Source organism: Bradyrhizobium sp. 613_E4_N2_2, from assembly GCF_052075995.1.
In the GTDB taxonomy this organism is placed as follows: Bacteria; Pseudomonadota; Alphaproteobacteria; order Rhizobiales; family Xanthobacteraceae; genus Bradyrhizobium; species Bradyrhizobium barranii.
Window position 1 is genome coordinate 4,317,187 of the sequence record NZ_CP197234.1, and the last position, 15,464, is coordinate 4,332,650.

Sequence of the window (15,464 nt, forward strand, 5' to 3'; positions counted from 1 at the left end):
TGATCACGCAACAGATGCTGCGCAATCTAGTTCGGTTGCCTTAATGCTGCGTCAATGGATGGGGCGAAACCAAGTATATACCCTTTGAACATGTACACTAGATCAGGTACATATTCGTCTGCCACAACCAGCCCTAGAGGGCTGTGGGAGACGTGCGAATGCCACAAGGGATTAGGGCGTGGGCGATCTGGGGGGCAGCACAGGTGCTGCTCACTCTTGCACTTAAGCTCGTTATCAAGCTCGTGGACAACGCCGTGATAGGCTGGGGCGACGATAGGCTCGCAGAATTGCTAGGCGTCACGTCACCGAGCGCGACGACGGTGTTCAATTGGACCATCCCCTTTGCGCTCGCGGCCCTCGCCTTATGGCTTGTCCACTACTTCATCGCGCGCCCTCTCAAAGAGGAACTGGCCAAGATTTCGGAAGGGAACCACTTTTCTGCTATTAGTGCGGCGGACCGGCTGCAAGCATGGATGCGGAGAGTGGAACCCTACCACGTTATATTCCTGGGCCTGGCAATCGCCCTAGGAGGTGTTGTTTGGCAGACGCAAAGGGGGCAACCCAAGCGATCTGATCAGCCGATGTCCCATGACTCGCCTGCAACCACACATACATCTCCGGCGCAACTGCCCCTCTCGTCGTCACCGCGAAAAACCATCACGGGTTACGATCTGCAAATTCGTCAAAAAGCCCTCGACGAAATCTATGACTGCATCCACAGCAAGATTGATCCGGCGTATGACACCCAAAACAAACTCAATATTACTTGGGACAAGGAAACTAGGGATTCTGGCCCGAAATCTCTTGCAAGAAAACTGGCGGCATCAAGGGACCAGATAAACACAGCGTTTGCTGAGCTTGATGCAATCCTAAAAAAATACGGCTCCCTGAAAGATGTTCAAGATCTAACCGACTGGACATTCACACCTATCATCGCGCAGACAGGCGTGTTTGCAGATTTATTGAACCGTCTGCCAGATGCGCCGGCCGACATGACTGGATTTATCGAGAGCCACGAAGCCTTCAAAAATTGGCGGCAAGCAGTTTCATTATTCGCGCAATGGGCTCGTTCAAAAAAAGAGGTCATCTCCAAGCAGCGTGACGATTATAATTCATTCGAGATTATACCTGGCTCAAGAGAGCAGGACGCCTCGGCTTCAGAGATCGTAAAGATCAAGCAGGCCCTTGAAGAAAAGACGAATGAACTGGAGAAAGCAAAGACAGCCTCACCGGCTATCCCGCCACGGGATTCCGCAAGATCATCGATCTTGCGTGAGGGCGGCTATCTCAAAGATGAAAAAGAAGACTTGGGCCAGAAACTCAGAACTATATCAACTTCGATCCATACGATGGGCGATGAAATACTAAAGAAGTCTGAGATTGCTCTGAACCACTCCTATTGGGAGCGCGCCGATACGGATATCGCCCCTGAAATTCAGCGAATGGACGACATTCGAAATTTGACTGTCGAGATGCACAAAGCGCTATATGACGGGTTGATTGATAAAGAAAGGGAATTCCGCGTAGAATTGAACGGGGTCCTTTTCCCAAAAGAACCGTTTACGGAATTCCAAATAGGAGCAAACGAGTTTCACAATGGGCTTACTGCATGGATGAAGATGCGAGATGCAGCCGACAATAGCGGCAGAAACGATCTACTGCGGCTTGTGCAAGGTTCTCGCATGACGTTTGGAGTTTCACGGGACAGGTTTGCTGCTTGGCTAAGCCAAAGGTTGGAAATCATCGAACAAGCGAGAAGGGAGTTAAAGTGAAGCACGCACCGAAAGAAAAACGCTTTGACCAACTCTTGCAAGCGATGATCACTCAACGAGTGCCCGGGGAAAAGCCTGTAGCAAAAGCACGAACATCAGCATCGGCTGCTTCCGCAAGTTATGGCGATACTCGAACTCGCGAAGGTAAAGCTGCAAGTGCTTCTTCGAAACCCAAACGTAAGCCCCGTTGATCCCGCGTTTCACTTGAGACCAGAACGATTCGATTGAGTTGGCGTGCACGTCGCCGCGCACGTATTCCTTGGCCGAGCGATCCACGGCTTCATGATCGTAACCGTACTTCTCTTCAGCAGCTTGAAGTTTGACGCCTCATCCGTATGGACGGGGAAGCCTTGCTTAACGAACCGCACGACATGCGGGACGATGTGAGCCTCGGTGCGCGCCTGCGCGACGCGGGTAACGAGTCGTTCGTGAAGAACTGGCGGCGGCGCCCGGCTCAAGCGGTGTTTCGAGCCGGGACGGTCTCGAAGAAGGCTCGGATGATGACACGCAAGAGCTCTGCGAGCCATCGCAGCAGCAGACCGAAGTTATAGCCGGCGGCGGCGAGAACAGTGTTGATGCGGTCGCCGAGGCGTCCCTTGAGATAATTTCTGTCCATGCGGTGCTCGGCCTTGACGTGGCCGATGACAGGCTCGACAGCCGCGCGACGCTTCATCTCGCGACGGATGGAAGCTGTGACGCGGCGGACCTGACCCGAGATCCAGACCCTGAACCGATGCGGGTGGTTGTGACCGCGATATCCTTTGTCGACGTGGATACGGCGAGTCTCCACCCCGGTGAGCTTCTCCATGTCGGCGATTACGGGACCGAGCGTGTGCCCATCGAAGGGATTGCCATGCAGGGCCTTGGCATGGAGCACGAACTGGCCGCCCTTCGGAGACGTCACAGGGGTGGCGATGCTGACCTTGCAGCCGAACTCGTAGGGCGCGCGGGCCTTACCTTTGCCGATGCACTCAACCTCCGGAGCATGTAACGCATAGACCTTCGGACCGCGCTGATGCTGATCCTGGCTGCGCACCTGCTGCGCTAAACCGAGCAACGGGCCGAAGCGAGCTTCCAGCACCGTATCGCCATCAATCTTGCGGCGGATGTCGCGGATGATCCGGCCAAGCCGTGTCCGCAGGAACTTGAGCTGCCGCCGGGCGCGTTTGAACTGGTGGGCGTGGGTATAGCGGCCGGTCATGATGGCGGCGCGCTTGGCCAGGCGCAGATAGCTCTGGCGTAGCGGCACACGGTTGCGCTTGGCGAGCCCTACCAGCTTGGTGATTGCTCGATGCAGCAGCCGCGCGTCGGTCGGATGTGCAACCGCCTTGGGCTGCACTGTGGTATCGACGACCACCCGTTCCAGGTCCTTGGGACCGATGGCGCCGGTCTTGTGCGCCACTGAAAGACTTTCCTGGATCAGGGCGACGAGCTGTTCCTCGCCGAGCCGCTGCCGCCAGCGTGTCATCGACGATCGATCGAACGGCAGACGGTGGCAGAAGCTCAATTCGCCGCAGAAGTATTGGTAATAGGGGTTCTCGATCCAGCGAGCGCACAGCACCTCATCTGACAGGTTGTGCATGTGCTTCAAAATGAACAGGCCGGCGACTAGCCGCGTCGGCAAGCCCGGCTGGCCCGACCCTGCTTGGCACACTGAACTGAAGCGCTCATTCAGGATGTTCCAGTCGATCAGCGCTGCCAACCGCACCAGCGGATGACCCATGTCGATGATCTGATCAAGCGCCGGAAGCAACAGGTCTTTCTGGCGATCATCCCTCGGCTTGCTCATCGCATTCCCCAATGTCGACGACGCCGTCAGGGAATCACGAATCGCCCAAAAGCAAAATCCTAAAACGCAAGAAAGCGAGGTCCAACACCCCGCTTTCCTGCAAAATCGAATACTACATCAAGACAAATTCTGCTTATTTCTCAGATCAATCCGCATTCTTCACGGACGACTAACGACATCGCCACCGCGCTCGACGATGCCCATGACAATCGCCTTGTCGTCCTTGCCCTGCTTGTCCTTGCCGCCAATGAATGTCTCGTCCACTTCGACCGTCTTGCCGGGGCCACCCATCGGCGCGTCGCCATCAACGTAGCCCATGTACAGGCGGATCAGGTGGCACATGCGCCAAGCCGTCTTGTAGGTCACGCCTAGCTGACGTTCGACTTCCTTCGCGGCCACGCCGTTCCGCGTCTCGCAGAACAGGAACATGACGTAGAACCAGTCACGGAGGCCGGTGCGCGTCTTCTCAAACGGTGTGCCAGCGGTCGGATAGACCTGATAGCCGCAGTGCTCGCACTCGAATGAGCGGCGCGCCTTCACGCGGTAATAGGTTGCCTCTTTCTGACACTTGAAACAGGTAAACCGCTCGCCAAACCGGGTCCGCATCAGGTGGGTCAGGCAGCTATCCTCGTCCGGGAAGCGCTTCAGAAACTCGCGAATTTTGCTCAGTTTCTGGGCCATGTGGTCCGCCTCTCCGGAGAATATATGTACTCTACCGGAGAATGTTCTACATGTCCAGAGGGGATACGCTTAGGCCGGCCCGGAGCGGTCGCGAAAAGCCTCGACCATCAGGGGGTTAAGCCCGAGTTCATTGAGCGCTTCGCGGGCGCGGCCATTGTCTTGCGCCCGTCCTGCGAGCCGGTGACCCGAGAGCCGGTCGGGCAGCGCGGTGAGCAGGGCGCCCTGGCCGAGCCGGCGCGCCCATTCCTGGAGATCGTTGGACAGGAAGCGGTAGCCGCCGACGGCCATGATGCCGGAGGGCGGCGCGGTGATGCAGATCGCGCCGCTCGGACGGTCGAGCCGCGCGGCATAGCCGGTGTCGACATAATCGCGCGGCGGCTGCGCCGTCAGGGTGTCGCCGACCGGCTGCGGCGGCGCGTAGGCCGCGATCGGCACCATCGCTCCGCGCAGGCCGAGCGTGCCCCTGGGCGTCAGCAGGATCTCGCCGGCGATGGAGGAACCGGATTGCTCGCGCGGGGCGCCGTGCGGTCCGGGCATCACCGCAACCGGCATGCCGTCCTCGCTGCGGCGGGCGCCGAACAGCCCGGCCTCACCGAACAGATAGACGTCGGTCAGCGGTGCATGCGGCGCGATCCAGGCATCGCTCGCCGCCACCTGCTCGGGGGCGCGCCAGAGGCCGATGACGTTGCGCAAGCTCGGCATCCGCGCCGCGAGATCGGCATCGCCGAGCCGCAGCGCGAGCTGCGCCGGGGCGATCAGCACCTCGCATTCGTGCTCGTTGATCTGCTGTTCCAGCACGTCGTTCTCGAAGGGATGATGCAGCGCCAGCGTGCCGCCGCAGAGCAGCCACACCGCGAGCGAGGAGGCGAGGCCCGCGAACGACATCGGCGTGAACGCCGCCATCACGGTCGCGCCCTGCTTGATGTCGGCTTCCAGCGACATCGCGAGCCCGCCGGCGATCAGGCTGAAATGCGGCCGCGGCACCGGGCGAAAGCCTTCCGCGGTGACGTCGAAGGAGATCATCGCCGCCTTGCGGCCGTCCTGGATCACGGCGCGCGTGGTGCCCGGCGGGCGGGCCAGCACGTCGTCGAGCGAGGCCATGCCCTCGGGCAGGTCGGCGCCGAAACCGCAGACGTAACGGATCGAGAAGGCCTCCGCGGCGGCATGCATTGCGAGGTCGGAATAGCTGACGCCGTCGACCTTGCTCATGGTGACGATGGCGCGCGCCGCGGTGCGGTTCAGCGCGGCGGTCAGTTCCGCATGGCGCCAGAGCAGCGGCAGCACGGCGACGACGAGCCCGGCGCGATGTGCGGCGAGCACTGTCAGCACGAACTCGACCGTAGCAGGCAGCTGGATCGCGATAACGGAATTGGCCGGCAGGCCCGATTCGACGAAATGCGCCGACAGGGCCTCGATGGCGGTGTTGGCCTCGGCGTAGGTCATCCGCCGCGGCTGGTGGCCGGTCACGCGAGCCTTGTTGAGGGGATCAAGCAAAGCGGGCGCGTGCGGTTGCCGCATCAGCGTGCGCTGAAACAGCGTGTCGAGCGTCGGCGATACGGCTGGCTGATTCACGGCGTCACTTCGCTTGCGGCTGCCCCTTCGACCACCAGGTCTCCGGCAGGTATCCGGACAGCGCGGTGGCCTTTGGCCGTTCTATCCGATTCCAGCGCGCGATCCATTGCTCGGATACGTTAAACAGGGGGATTGTATAGAAACCGGAGATCAGGGCGCGGTCGAGCGCCCGCACCGCCGAGACGAAGGCCGTGTGATCACGGGCCTCGAGGAGAGCGTCGATCATGGCATCGACGGCGGGATCTTTGGCGCCCATGTAGTTGCGGGTGCCCGGATTGTCAGCGGCCGCGCTCCCCCAATAGAAATACTGCTCGTTGCCGGGCGACAGCGACTGGTCCCAGCGGTTCTGGATCATGTCGAACTCGTAAGCGAGCCGGCGCTGGTCGAACTGCACGGGATCGACCGCGCGAACGCTCGGCTCGATGCCGGCGCGCTTGAGGTCGCGCTGGAACGCGAGCGCGATGCGCTCCTGGTCGCGGGTCGTCACCAGCATCTCGAAGGTGAAGGGGGCTTTTGTCGCGCGGTTACGCAGCACGGTGCCGTCGAGATCGTAGCCGGCGTCTGACAGGAGCTTGAGTGCCGCGCGCAGCGTCGTCCGGTCGCGCCCCGAGCCGTCGGTGACGGGCAGGCGGTAGCTGCCGTCCATGACGTCGGGCGGGATCTGCGCGGCGAAGGGCTTCAGCAGCTCTTGCTCGCGCGCATCCGCAGGCCGGCCATAGGCCGACAGGTCGGAGCCGGCGAAATAGCCGGCAACGCGCGAATAGAGTCCGAAGAAGTAGTTGCGGTTGACCAGCTCGAAATCGAACAGCAGCGTCAGTGCCCGGCGCACGCGGATGTCGGCGAAGATCGGACGGCGCGTGTTGAACACCAGGAATTCGGAAGGCTGCGGCACGCCGGGCTTGATGGTGTCGCGGATCACTTCGCCGCTTTTGGCGGCTGGAAAGTCGTAACCGTCGTGCCAGCGCAGCGGCTCGTGCTCGACGCGGAAATCATAGAGGCCGCGCTTGAAGGCTTCGAACTGGCCGTTGGCCTCGCGAAAATAGTCGAGCCTGATCTCGTCGAAATTGTAGAGCCCGCGATTGATGGGCAGGTCGCGGCCCCAATAGTCGGGATTACGGGTCAAGGTCACGCTGGCGCCGGGCTTCACCGCCGTGATCCGATACGGGCCCGAGCCGATCGGGCCGGTCAGCGTCGTCTCCTCGAAGGTCGCGACATCCACGGCATGCTTCGGCAGGATCGGCATCAGGCCGAGGATCAGCGGCAATTCCCGGTCGTTGGCGCCAGCCAGGTCGAAGTGGACGGTGAGAGGGTCAGGCGCCTCGGCCTTGGCGACCTTAGCGTAATATTGCCGATGGTTGGGGCGGCCGTGATCGCGCAGCAGCTGCCAGGAGAACAGCACATCCTCCGCCAGGACCGGCTTGCCGTCGGAGAAGCGGGCGCGGGGATCGAGGCGGAACGTGACAAAGCTCCGCGCGTCATCGGTCTCGACCGATCTGGCGAGCAGGCCGTAGAGCGTGAACGCCTCGTCATTGCCGCGTGCGAGCAGGCTCTCGACCACATAGTTCCGCACCGGCTGCACGGCCAATCCCTTGACGATGAAGGGATTGAGGCTGTCGAAGGTGCCGAGAATGCCCCAGGTGAGCCGGCCGCCCTTGGGGGCATCAGGATTGGCGTAGGGCATGTGGGTGAAATCGGCCGGCATCGCCGGCTTGCCGTGCATCGCGATGGCATGGGCTTCCCCAGCCCGTGCGCCGCTTGCGGAGAGCGCGGAGGCGACGACGAAGGCGAGAAGACAGAGGCGGGTGCCAAGGCCCTCACGAAGGCCCTCGAGAAGGCGCTGGAACATGGACATCGGCACACGTTGATTCGAGGACCTGCGGGCCTGAATCCTATCACAAGGAATTTCACGGATCGCAGGCCAGGGAGCGGTTCAAGGCGTGGTCAAAGACGCTTGTCGGCATTGATCTTTTCGTCGGCCACGTTAAGAAGGCACGCAATCGCGCAAGAGCGTCGAGCCCGTCACTTATCCGCCTCAATTGACGGGGAGAGAGCCGCGCCCAACGCGGCCAGGTTCGTCGCTTCGGAGCGGTTCGGGCACTTCCCGTTCAGAAAGGGTTTTCCGCAATGAATTTCCGTTACTTGGCCGCGTCCGTCCGGCCGCGCGGGCGACTTCTCGCCTTGTTGACGGCGACGGCATTGGCCGTTCCGTTTGCCGCTGAGGCCCAGACCCCGGCGCCGGCCCCCGGTGCCCCCGCCGCGCCCAAGGCGGCCCCGAAAGCTGCTCCGAAGGCTGCCCCCAAGGCTCCGGCGCCGGCTGCCCAGGCTCCCGCCCAGCCGGCTCCCGCGCAGGGCGCTCCGGCGCAGCAGGGCGCCGCGGCCCAGCCGGCCGATCAGCAGATCCAGCTGATCTACGCCCCCTGGACCAAGTTCTGCCTCAAGGGCCAGGACGCCAACGCCAAGCAGGTCTGCTTCACCGGCAAGGACGGCCGCATCGAGTCGGGCCAGCCGGTCATCGCGGCCGTGATCATCGAGCCGGAAGGTGAGCCCAAGAAGATCCTGCGCGTGACGCTGCCGCTCGGCATGCAGCTCGTGCACGGCACCCGCATCATCGTGGACAACAATGCGCCGTTGCAGAGCCCCTACGTGATCTGCTTCCAGAATGGCTGCATGTCCGACTACGAGGCCACGCCCGAGCTCATCGGCAACATGAAGAAGGGCCAGAACCTCGTTGTCCAGGCGATCAATGCGAACGGTGCGCCCTTGACGCTGCCGCTGCCGCTCGCCGGCGAATTCCAGAAGGCCTATGACGGTCCGCCGACCGATCCGAAGGTGTTCGAGGAAACCCAGAAGAAGCTTCAGGAAGAGCTTCAGAAGAAGGCCGACGAGCAGCGCAAGAAGCTCGAGCAGAACGGTGGCGCGCCCGGCGCGGCTCCGACCGGTCAGAAGTAAGCGGGCTCAAATCCCGGACATGAAAAAGGCGCTCGGTTCGAGCGCCTTTTTTGCTGGCCGCTTGATGGCGGCAAAACTCACTTCAAGCGCGGCTGGCTCAGTTCAGCGACGGATTGCGCGGGCGATAGCCGCCGGTCTTGTCCTTGATGAAAATCTCGGCGACCTGGGAATGGCGGATCGGCTCGCCGGAATCGTCAGGCACCAGGTTCTGCTCGGAGACATAGGCGACGTATTCCGACTCCGCGTTCTCCGCAAGCAGGTGGTAGAACGGCTGGTCCTTGTGAGGCCGCACCTCTTCGGGAATCGACAGCCACCACTCCTCGGTGTTGTTGAATTCCGGATCGATGTCGAAGATCACCCCCCGGAACGAGAAGATCCGGTGGCGAACGACCTGTCCGATCTGGAATTTGGCGGTCCTCGCTTTAATCATTCCCCGTCGATAGACCAGGATTGTGGCCGATGCTAGTGCCCTGATCTGTAATTGACCTTCGGCTAAGGGGCAGATGGCCCCCAAATCTTCAGAAAACACTTCATCAATGGTCGATATCCTCAATCTGGCGCTACCTTATTTCGGCTTGATCTTTGTTGGATTCGCTTGCGGCAAGGCCAAGTCGCTGCCGGAATCAGGCCTCGCCTGGATGAACTTCTTCCTGCTCTACGTGTCGCTGCCGGCGCTGCTGTTCGCGATCATGTCGAAGACGCCGTTTGCGGAATTGAACAACCCGCCGTTCCTGGTCGCGACCACGCTGTCCACGGTTGCGGCGTTCACCCTGGCGCTGGTCGTCGGCAAGGTTTTGGGACGGCTGACGCTGCGCGAGGCGACGCTTGCGGGCCTCTCCGGCGGCTATGGCAATATCGGCTACATGGGGCCGGGGCTGGCGCTCGCCGTGCTTGGACCGAAGGCCTCGGCGCCGACCGCGCTGATCTTCTGCTGCGACAGCATCTTCCTGTTCACGATCGTGCCGCTGCTGATCGAGCTCTCCGACCGCGACCATCCCTCGCTGGTCCATGCCTTCGGCGTCGTGCTGAAACAGATCGTGCTCAACCCGCTGATCATGTCGGCCTGCTTTGGCGCGGCCGTGGCGGCGCTTCATATCGAGCTACCGGTCGCACTCGATCGCACCATCACGTTCCTTCAGAACGCAGCCGCACCGACCGCGCTGTTCGTGCTCGGCGTGACCGTGGCGCTCCGCCCGTTCAACCGGGTGCCGTGGGAGGTGCCGGGCGTGATCGCCGTGAAGCTCTTGATTCACCCGCTCGCCGCGTTCGGCCTGATGCTGGCGTTCGGACCGTTCGCGCAGCCCTGGGCCGCGACCGCCGTGCTGATGGCCTCGCTGCCGCCGGCGCTCAACGTGTTCGTGATCGCGCGGCAGAACGACGCGTGGATCGAATCCGCCTCTGTCGCGGTGCTGCTCGGGACCTTCGCGTCGGTGGTCACGCTGACCGGCGTGATGTGGGCGATCCAGACCGGCCGGCTGGCGTTTCCGTAAGCGAGCCTACCGCCGCCACGTCGGGGTCAGGCCCTCGCGCATGGCGAAGCGCCGCAGCGGGCCGATGGCGCCGAGCAGGTGCATGCCGACCGCGCGGACCGGCTGGAGCGGCAGGAAATCGTTGAGCAGGGAGCGGTTGGCGATGTCGATCGCAAACGTGCGGCTCAGAATGTCCGGACGCCGCGCCCGGTCGTAGCGCTTGAGCACGTCGGGTGCGCCGGGATCCTGGCCCGCGGCGATGGCTTCGCCCGCGAGCCTGGCGATGTCAGCGGCATCGCGCAGACCAAGGTTGAGGCCCTGGGCGCCGATCGGCGGGACCACATGGGCGGCTTCGCCGACCAGCGCGATGCGGTCGCGCCCGAAGGATTTTGGACGTTCGATCGCCAGCGGGAATAGGTTGCGGCCCGGCTCGACCGTCATGCGTCCCAAAATGGAATGCGACTGCTTCTCGATCGCGGCGGACAGCTCCGCGTCGCTCAATCCGCGAAGCCGCTCGGCCTCGGCGGGGGCCGAGACCCAGACGATGCTGGAGCGGTCGCCGGGCAGGGGCACGAACACGCAAGGGCCATGCGGCGTGTGGAACTCGGTCGAGACGTTGCGATGCGGGCGCGCGTGGCCGACGTTGAAGGTCAGCGCGGTCTGCGTCAGGTCGCGTCGCGTCACCGCGATGCCGGCGGCTTCCCGGCACAGCGAGTGCCGGCCGTCGGCGCCGACCACGAGCTGGGCCGTGAGGAATTGAGCGGACGCCGTGCGGATCGCGACGTCGTCGGCTTCGATGACGACGCTTTCGGCCTCGTCATCGCAACGGACGAGGTTGGGCAACTCGGCCGCGCGTTCTTCCATCGCCAGCATCAGCGAGCGGTTGTCGATATTGTAGCCGAAGGCGTCGAGCGCGATTTCGTGGCAGGAGAACCGGACCTCCGGCGCCCGGAACAGCCGGCCGGTGTCGTCGACGAGGCGCATGATTTCGAGCGCGGCCGCCTTGCCCTTGCAGCGCGGCCAGACGTCGAGGCTCTCCAGGAGATCGATGGAGGCGCCGAGCAGGGCGGTGGTGCGGTTGTCGGCGTAGGGCATGCGCCGCGCCACCAGCGCGGTCCGCGCGCCGGCCTGCGCCAGTGCGATGGCGGCCGCCAGTCCCGCCGGTCCGCCGCCGATCACGGCCGCGTCATGGAGTGTCGATGCATCTGTCATGGAACGACAATTGACATGCTGCGCGGCAAATTCAAGCCCGGCTATATTTCCTTGATTTTGTGGCGAATTGTGCGACCGCGCGCCGCAATGGCGGATGTGCAAACCGGTCTCATTCTGATAGCAGAAGCCATGGATACCCAAGAGGATTCCCTGAAGCCGAGACCGGCGATCCGCGCCGCGGCCTTCTCGGTGCACATCTTCACCGCATTCGGCGCGGCCATCGCGCTGCTGGCGATGCTGGAGGCCGTGCGCGAGCATTGGGCGGCGATGTTTCAGTGGCTGGGCGTCGCCCTGATCATCGATGCGATCGACGGGCCGATCGCCCGCCTGCTGAAGGTCAAGGATGTGCAGCCGAACTGGTCGGGAGACGTGCTCGATCTCGTGGTCGACTTCGTCACCTATGTGTTCGTGCCGGCCTATGCGATCGTGGCGAGCGGGCTGTTGCTGCCGGTGGCCGCGCCGCTGCTCGGAATCGCCATCATCGTCACCAGCGCACTATATTTCGCCGATCTGCGCATGAAGGCGGACGACAATCATTTCCGCGGCTTTCCGGCGCTGTGGAATGCGGCGGCGTTCTACCTGTTCCTGCTGCACTGGCCGCCGCTGGCATCGACGCTGCTGGTCGCGGCGCTTGTCGTGCTGACCTTCGTGCCGTTCCACGTGCTGCATCCGGTCCGGGTCGTGCGGCTGCGCTGGCTGACGATGTCGCTGATCGCGATCTGGGCCGTGCTCGGCCTCTATGTGCTGGAGATGGATTTTCGCGTCGGCACCGGCGTGACCATCGTGCTCTGCGCCATCGCGCTCTGGATCAGCTTCAGCGACGCCTTGATCCGCCTGGCAAGATCCTTCGCATGATGCACCTCCTCACTAGTCCTGAAGCCTGGGCCGCGCTGCTCACCTTGACCGCGCTCGAGATCGTGCTCGGCATCGACAACGTCATCTTCCTGTCGGTGATCGTCTCGCGCATCCCCGAGAAGCAGGCCCACCGCGCCCGCCAGATCGGGCTCGCGCTGGCGCTGATCTTCCGCATCATCCTGCTCAGCCTGCTGGTCTGGCTGATCGGCCTGACCGCGCCGGTGTTTTCGTTTTCGGGTTACGGCTTCTCCTGGCGCGATCTCATCCTGATCGGCGGCGGCCTGTTCCTGATCGCCAAGGCGACGCACGAGATCCACGCCGAGGTCGAAGCCGATGACGGCGAGGGCGACCGGGAGTCCGGCGGCAGCGCGTTCTTCTGGGTGATCGTCCAGATCATCGTCATCGACATCGTGTTCTCGCTGGACTCGATCATCACCGCGATCGGCATGGCGCAGGACATCGAGATCATGATCGCGGCGGTCGTGATCGCCTGCCTGATCATGTACATTTCGTCGGGGCCGGTGTCGCGATTCGTTGCCGAGCATCCGACCACCAAGATGCTGGCGCTGGCGTTCCTGGTGCTGATCGGCGTCGCGCTGGTCGCGGACGGATTCCAATTCCACATTCCGCGCGGCTACATCTACTTCGCAATTGCGTTCTCGGCGGCGGTGGAATTCTTCAACGTGCTGGCGAAGCGCAACCGCAGGAAAGTCCGCAAGTCGTCCGTTTAGCCGTTCCAATCTGGGTCGAGTTGACAAGGCGGGCGCGATGTCTTTCGCTCAGCGGCGAGAAGACCGAGAGGAGGTCAGGTGATGACCAAAGCCGTCCGTGTGCACAAGGTCGGAGGCCCCGAAGCCCTGGTCTATGAGAGCGTCGATGTCCCGGCGCCGGCTTCCGGCGAGGTGCGCATCCGCCAGCATGCGGTCGGGTTGAACTTCATCGACGTCTACTATCGCACCGGCCTCTACAAGGCGCCGGGGCTGCCCTTCATCGCCGGCAACGAGGCGTCGGGCGAGGTCATCGCCGTCGGGCCCGGCGTGACGCATTTCCATCCCGGCGATCGCGTGGCCTACTACCACAATCTCGGTGCCTATACCGGCGAGCGCAACATCCCCTGGGAGAAGCTGGTCAAGCTGCCCGACCACATCACGCACGAGCAGGGCGCCGTGCTGATGCTGAAGGGGCTGACGGTCTGGTATCTCCTGCACAAGACCTTCAAGGTCGAGCCGCATCACCGCGTGCTGATCCATGCCGCGGCCGGCGGCATCGGCTTGCTCGCCTGCCAATGGGCGAGGGCGCTCGGCGCCCATGTCATCGGCACGGTCGGCTCGCGCGAGAAGGCCGAGCTTGCGGAGGCCAATGGCTGCGACCACGTCATCCTCTATAACGAAGAGGATTTCGTCGCGCGCGTGAAGCAGATTAGCCGCAACGAGGGCTGCGACGTCGTCTATGACGGCGTCGGCAAGGCGACCTTCCCGGGCTCGCTGTCCTGCCTGAAGCCGCGCGGCATGTTCGTCTCGTTCGGCAATGCCTCGGGGCCCGTGCCGCCGTTCTCGATTGCCGAGCTCAACAATCACGGCTCGCTGTTTGCGACGCGGCCGAAGCTCAATGACTACGTCGGAACGCGCAAGGAACTGCTGGAAGGCGCCGACACGCTGTTCGCCGCCGTCATCAACGGCAAGCTGCACGTGCCGATCAACCACGCCTACGCGCTCAAGGACGCCGCCAAGGCGCATATCGATCTCGAAAGCCGCAAGACCACCGGCGCGTCGATCCTGAAGCCGTAGCAAGTTGCTCCATCAAAGTCGTCATGCCCGGGCTTGTCCCGGGCATCCACGTTCTTTGTGCCGCGCCTCAAGGCGTGGATGGCCGGGACAAGCCCGGCCATGACGGCGAGGGCGTTTACGCCACCCGCCGTGCCGCGCCGGCCCTGGTCAAAATCCCGTCAAGACAATCGATCATCTCGGCGATCTCGGCCCGCGCGACGTTCAGCGCCGGCATGAAGCGCAGCGTGTCGAGCTGCGGCGCGTTCAGGAGCACGCCGGCCTCGAACGCCTGCGCGACGATGCCTGGCGCGATCGGCAGCTTGAGGTCGAGCGCGAGCAAGAGGCCACGTCCCCGCACGCCGCCGAGGCCGTGCCGGGCCGAGACCTTCTGCAACTCGCTTTCGAGCAGCAGGCCGGTCTCGGTGACCGACTTCAGGAAGTCGGGCTTGCAGACCTCCTCGAGCACTGCCAACCCCACCGCGCACATGATCGGGTTGCCGTTGAACGTGCCGCCCTGGTCGCCGTGCTCGAAGCAGGAGGCACGTTCGGTCGCCAGCAGGGCCGCCAGCGGCACGCCACCGCCGATGCCCTTGCCGAGCGTCATGATGTCGGGCGCGATGCCTGTGTGCTCGTAGTGGAAGAGTTTTCCGGTCCGGCCCATGCCGGTCTGGATCTCGTCAAAAATGAGCAGCAGGCCGTGCGCGTCGGTGAGCGCGCGCAGTTCCTGCAGGAACTGATCGGTCGCGGGCCACACGCCGGACTCGCCCTGGATCGGCTCCAGCATCACCGCGACGGTGTTGTCGTTGATCAGCTCTTCGACCGAGGCGATGTCGTTCAGCTTCGCCTTCTTGAAGCCGGCGACCTTCGGCTCGAACAGCGGTTCGAACGCCTTCTTGCCCGAGGCTGACATCGTCGCCAGCGTCCGGCCGTGGAAGCCGCCTGCGAAGCTGATGATCTCGAACGCGCCGTTCCTGTGCAGGCTGCCGTATTTGCGCGCGAGCTTGATCGCGCCCTCGTTGGCTTCGGCGCCGGAGTTGGCAAAGAACACCTGGTCGAACGCGCTGTTTGCGACAAGCCGCTCGGCAAGCTTCAGGCTCGGCTCGTTGTAGAACGCCGGGCTCGGCGTCAGCAGCCGCTTGGCCTGCGCGGAAAGCGCATCGGCGATCGCGGGCGGGGAGTGACCGAGGCAGTTGACGGCCCAGCCCTGCACGAAATCGAGATAGCGCTTGCGGCTGTCGTCCCAGAGGTAGGAGCCGGCGCCGCGGACGAACACGGCCTTGGGCCGTGCGGTGATCTCCATCAGCGCGTCATACGGATGCGTGGTCATGTCGAACTCCTGTGGGGACGGGGTGGAAAAGGGGCGCAAAAAGCCGAAAGGCCGCACCTTGCGGGTGCGGCC

General features: G+C 63.2%; 12 protein-coding genes and 2 pseudogenes. 6 read left to right on the forward strand and 8 right to left on the reverse strand.

The annotated features are described in order from the left end of the window. Window positions 1-158: 158 nt before the first annotated feature. Window positions 159-1,772, forward strand: a complete 1,614-nt coding sequence (locus AB7290_RS20700) for a hypothetical protein (RefSeq protein WP_085404737.1) — start codon at window positions 159-161, stop codon at window positions 1,770-1,772. Between the two features lie 48 nt (window positions 1,773-1,820). Here the strand turns inward: AB7290_RS20700 and AB7290_RS20705 are convergent. The 5 genes and pseudogenes from AB7290_RS20705 to AB7290_RS20725 all read right to left on the reverse strand — a co-directional run. Next, window positions 1,821-2,194, reverse strand: a pseudogene (locus AB7290_RS20705) (IS1595 family transposase); the annotation flags it as partial. 32 nt (window positions 2,195-2,226) lie between these two features. Beyond that, window positions 2,227-3,561 (reverse strand): IS5 family transposase, encoded by a 1,335-nt coding sequence (locus tag AB7290_RS20710; RefSeq protein ID WP_085398139.1) that lies wholly within the window; start codon window positions 3,559-3,561, stop codon window positions 2,227-2,229. Between the two features lie 165 nt (window positions 3,562-3,726). Then, window positions 3,727-4,242 (reverse strand): annotated as a pseudogene (locus AB7290_RS20715) (IS1595 family transposase); the annotation flags it as partial. 69 nt (window positions 4,243-4,311) lie between these two features. Further along, window positions 4,312-5,814: an AMP-binding protein gene (locus tag AB7290_RS20720; RefSeq protein WP_085398193.1), complete on the reverse strand. Its 1,503-nt coding sequence runs from the start codon at window positions 5,812-5,814 to the stop codon at window positions 4,312-4,314. 4 nt (window positions 5,815-5,818) lie between these two features. Next, window positions 5,819-7,666: an extracellular solute-binding protein gene (locus tag AB7290_RS20725; protein WP_085398192.1), complete on the reverse strand. Its 1,848-nt coding sequence runs from the start codon at window positions 7,664-7,666 to the stop codon at window positions 5,819-5,821. A gap of 272 nt (window positions 7,667-7,938) precedes the next feature. Between AB7290_RS20725 and AB7290_RS20730 the strand changes: the two genes are divergently transcribed. Further along, window positions 7,939-8,763, forward strand: a complete 825-nt coding sequence (locus AB7290_RS20730) for an invasion associated locus B family protein (RefSeq protein ID WP_063983219.1) — start codon at window positions 7,939-7,941, stop codon at window positions 8,761-8,763. Between the two features lie 97 nt (window positions 8,764-8,860). Here AB7290_RS20730 and hspQ read toward each other — a convergent pair whose 3' ends face one another. Further along, the gene (hspQ, locus tag AB7290_RS20735) at window positions 8,861-9,193 is read right to left on the reverse strand and encodes a heat shock protein HspQ (protein ID WP_014495177.1); all 333 of its coding nucleotides are present in this window, start codon (window positions 9,191-9,193) and stop codon (window positions 8,861-8,863) included. A gap of 106 nt (window positions 9,194-9,299) precedes the next feature. On the opposite strand from hspQ, the gene AB7290_RS20740 reads away from it, so the two are divergent. Continuing rightward, a complete protein-coding gene (locus AB7290_RS20740) occupies window positions 9,300-10,253 on the forward strand; it encodes an AEC family transporter (protein ID WP_283016531.1) in 954 nt (317 codons plus the stop codon). A 6-nt stretch (window positions 10,254-10,259) separates the two neighbouring features. Here the strand turns inward: AB7290_RS20740 and AB7290_RS20745 are convergent, their stop codons facing one another. Then, entirely contained in the window at window positions 10,260-11,444 is a 1,185-nt protein-coding gene (locus tag AB7290_RS20745; protein WP_085398991.1) for a UbiH/UbiF family hydroxylase, read from the reverse strand. An 87-nt stretch (window positions 11,445-11,531) separates the two neighbouring features. Here AB7290_RS20745 and pcsA point away from each other — a divergent pair, with 87 nt between their 5' ends. The 3 genes from pcsA to AB7290_RS20760 all read left to right on the forward strand — a co-directional run bounded on the left by pcsA (window position 11,532) and on the right by AB7290_RS20760 (window position 14,086). Then, a complete protein-coding gene (gene pcsA, locus AB7290_RS20750) occupies window positions 11,532-12,299 on the forward strand; it encodes a phosphatidylcholine synthase (protein WP_085399014.1) in 768 nt (255 codons plus the stop codon). Continuing rightward, on the forward strand, window positions 12,296-13,030 hold the full coding sequence (locus tag AB7290_RS20755) for a TerC family protein (RefSeq protein ID WP_063983222.1): 735 nt from the start codon (window positions 12,296-12,298) through the stop codon (window positions 13,028-13,030). Before pcsA ends, AB7290_RS20755 begins: the two co-directional genes overlap by 4 nt. A gap of 81 nt (window positions 13,031-13,111) precedes the next feature. Beyond that, entirely contained in the window at window positions 13,112-14,086 is a 975-nt protein-coding gene (locus AB7290_RS20760) for a quinone oxidoreductase family protein (RefSeq protein WP_014495182.1), read from the forward strand. Between the two features lie 115 nt (window positions 14,087-14,201). Here the strand turns inward: AB7290_RS20760 and AB7290_RS20765 are convergent, their stop codons facing one another. Further along, a complete protein-coding gene (locus tag AB7290_RS20765) occupies window positions 14,202-15,392 on the reverse strand; it encodes an acetylornithine transaminase (protein ID WP_085398992.1) in 1,191 nt (396 codons plus the stop codon). Window positions 15,393-15,464 lie beyond the last annotated feature (72 nt).

Bases quoted from the DNA above. Each gene is read 5' to 3' on its own strand.
- AB7290_RS20700 (WP_085404737.1), top strand. From the start codon at position 159: ATGCCACAAGGGATTAGGGCGTGGGCGATCTGGGGGGCAGCACAGGTG.
- AB7290_RS20710 (WP_085398139.1), bottom strand. From the start codon at position 3,561: ATGAGCAAGCCGAGGGATGATCGCCAGAAAGACCTGTTGCTTCCGGCG.
- AB7290_RS20725 (WP_085398192.1), bottom strand. From the start codon at position 7,666: ATGTCCATGTTCCAGCGCCTTCTCGAGGGCCTTCGTGAGGGCCTTGGC.
- AB7290_RS20730 (WP_063983219.1), top strand. From the start codon at position 7,939: ATGAATTTCCGTTACTTGGCCGCGTCCGTCCGGCCGCGCGGGCGACTT.
- hspQ (WP_014495177.1), bottom strand. From the start codon at position 9,193: ATGATTAAAGCGAGGACCGCCAAATTCCAGATCGGACAGGTCGTTCGC.
- AB7290_RS20740 (WP_283016531.1), top strand. From the start codon at position 9,300: ATGGTCGATATCCTCAATCTGGCGCTACCTTATTTCGGCTTGATCTTT.
- AB7290_RS20745 (WP_085398991.1), bottom strand. From the start codon at position 11,444: ATGACAGATGCATCGACACTCCATGACGCGGCCGTGATCGGCGGCGGA.
- pcsA (WP_085399014.1), top strand. From the start codon at position 11,532: ATGGCGGATGTGCAAACCGGTCTCATTCTGATAGCAGAAGCCATGGAT.
- AB7290_RS20755 (WP_063983222.1), top strand. From the start codon at position 12,296: ATGATGCACCTCCTCACTAGTCCTGAAGCCTGGGCCGCGCTGCTCACC.
- AB7290_RS20760 (WP_014495182.1), top strand. From the start codon at position 13,112: ATGACCAAAGCCGTCCGTGTGCACAAGGTCGGAGGCCCCGAAGCCCTG.
- AB7290_RS20765 (WP_085398992.1), bottom strand. From the start codon at position 15,392: ATGACCACGCATCCGTATGACGCGCTGATGGAGATCACCGCACGGCCC.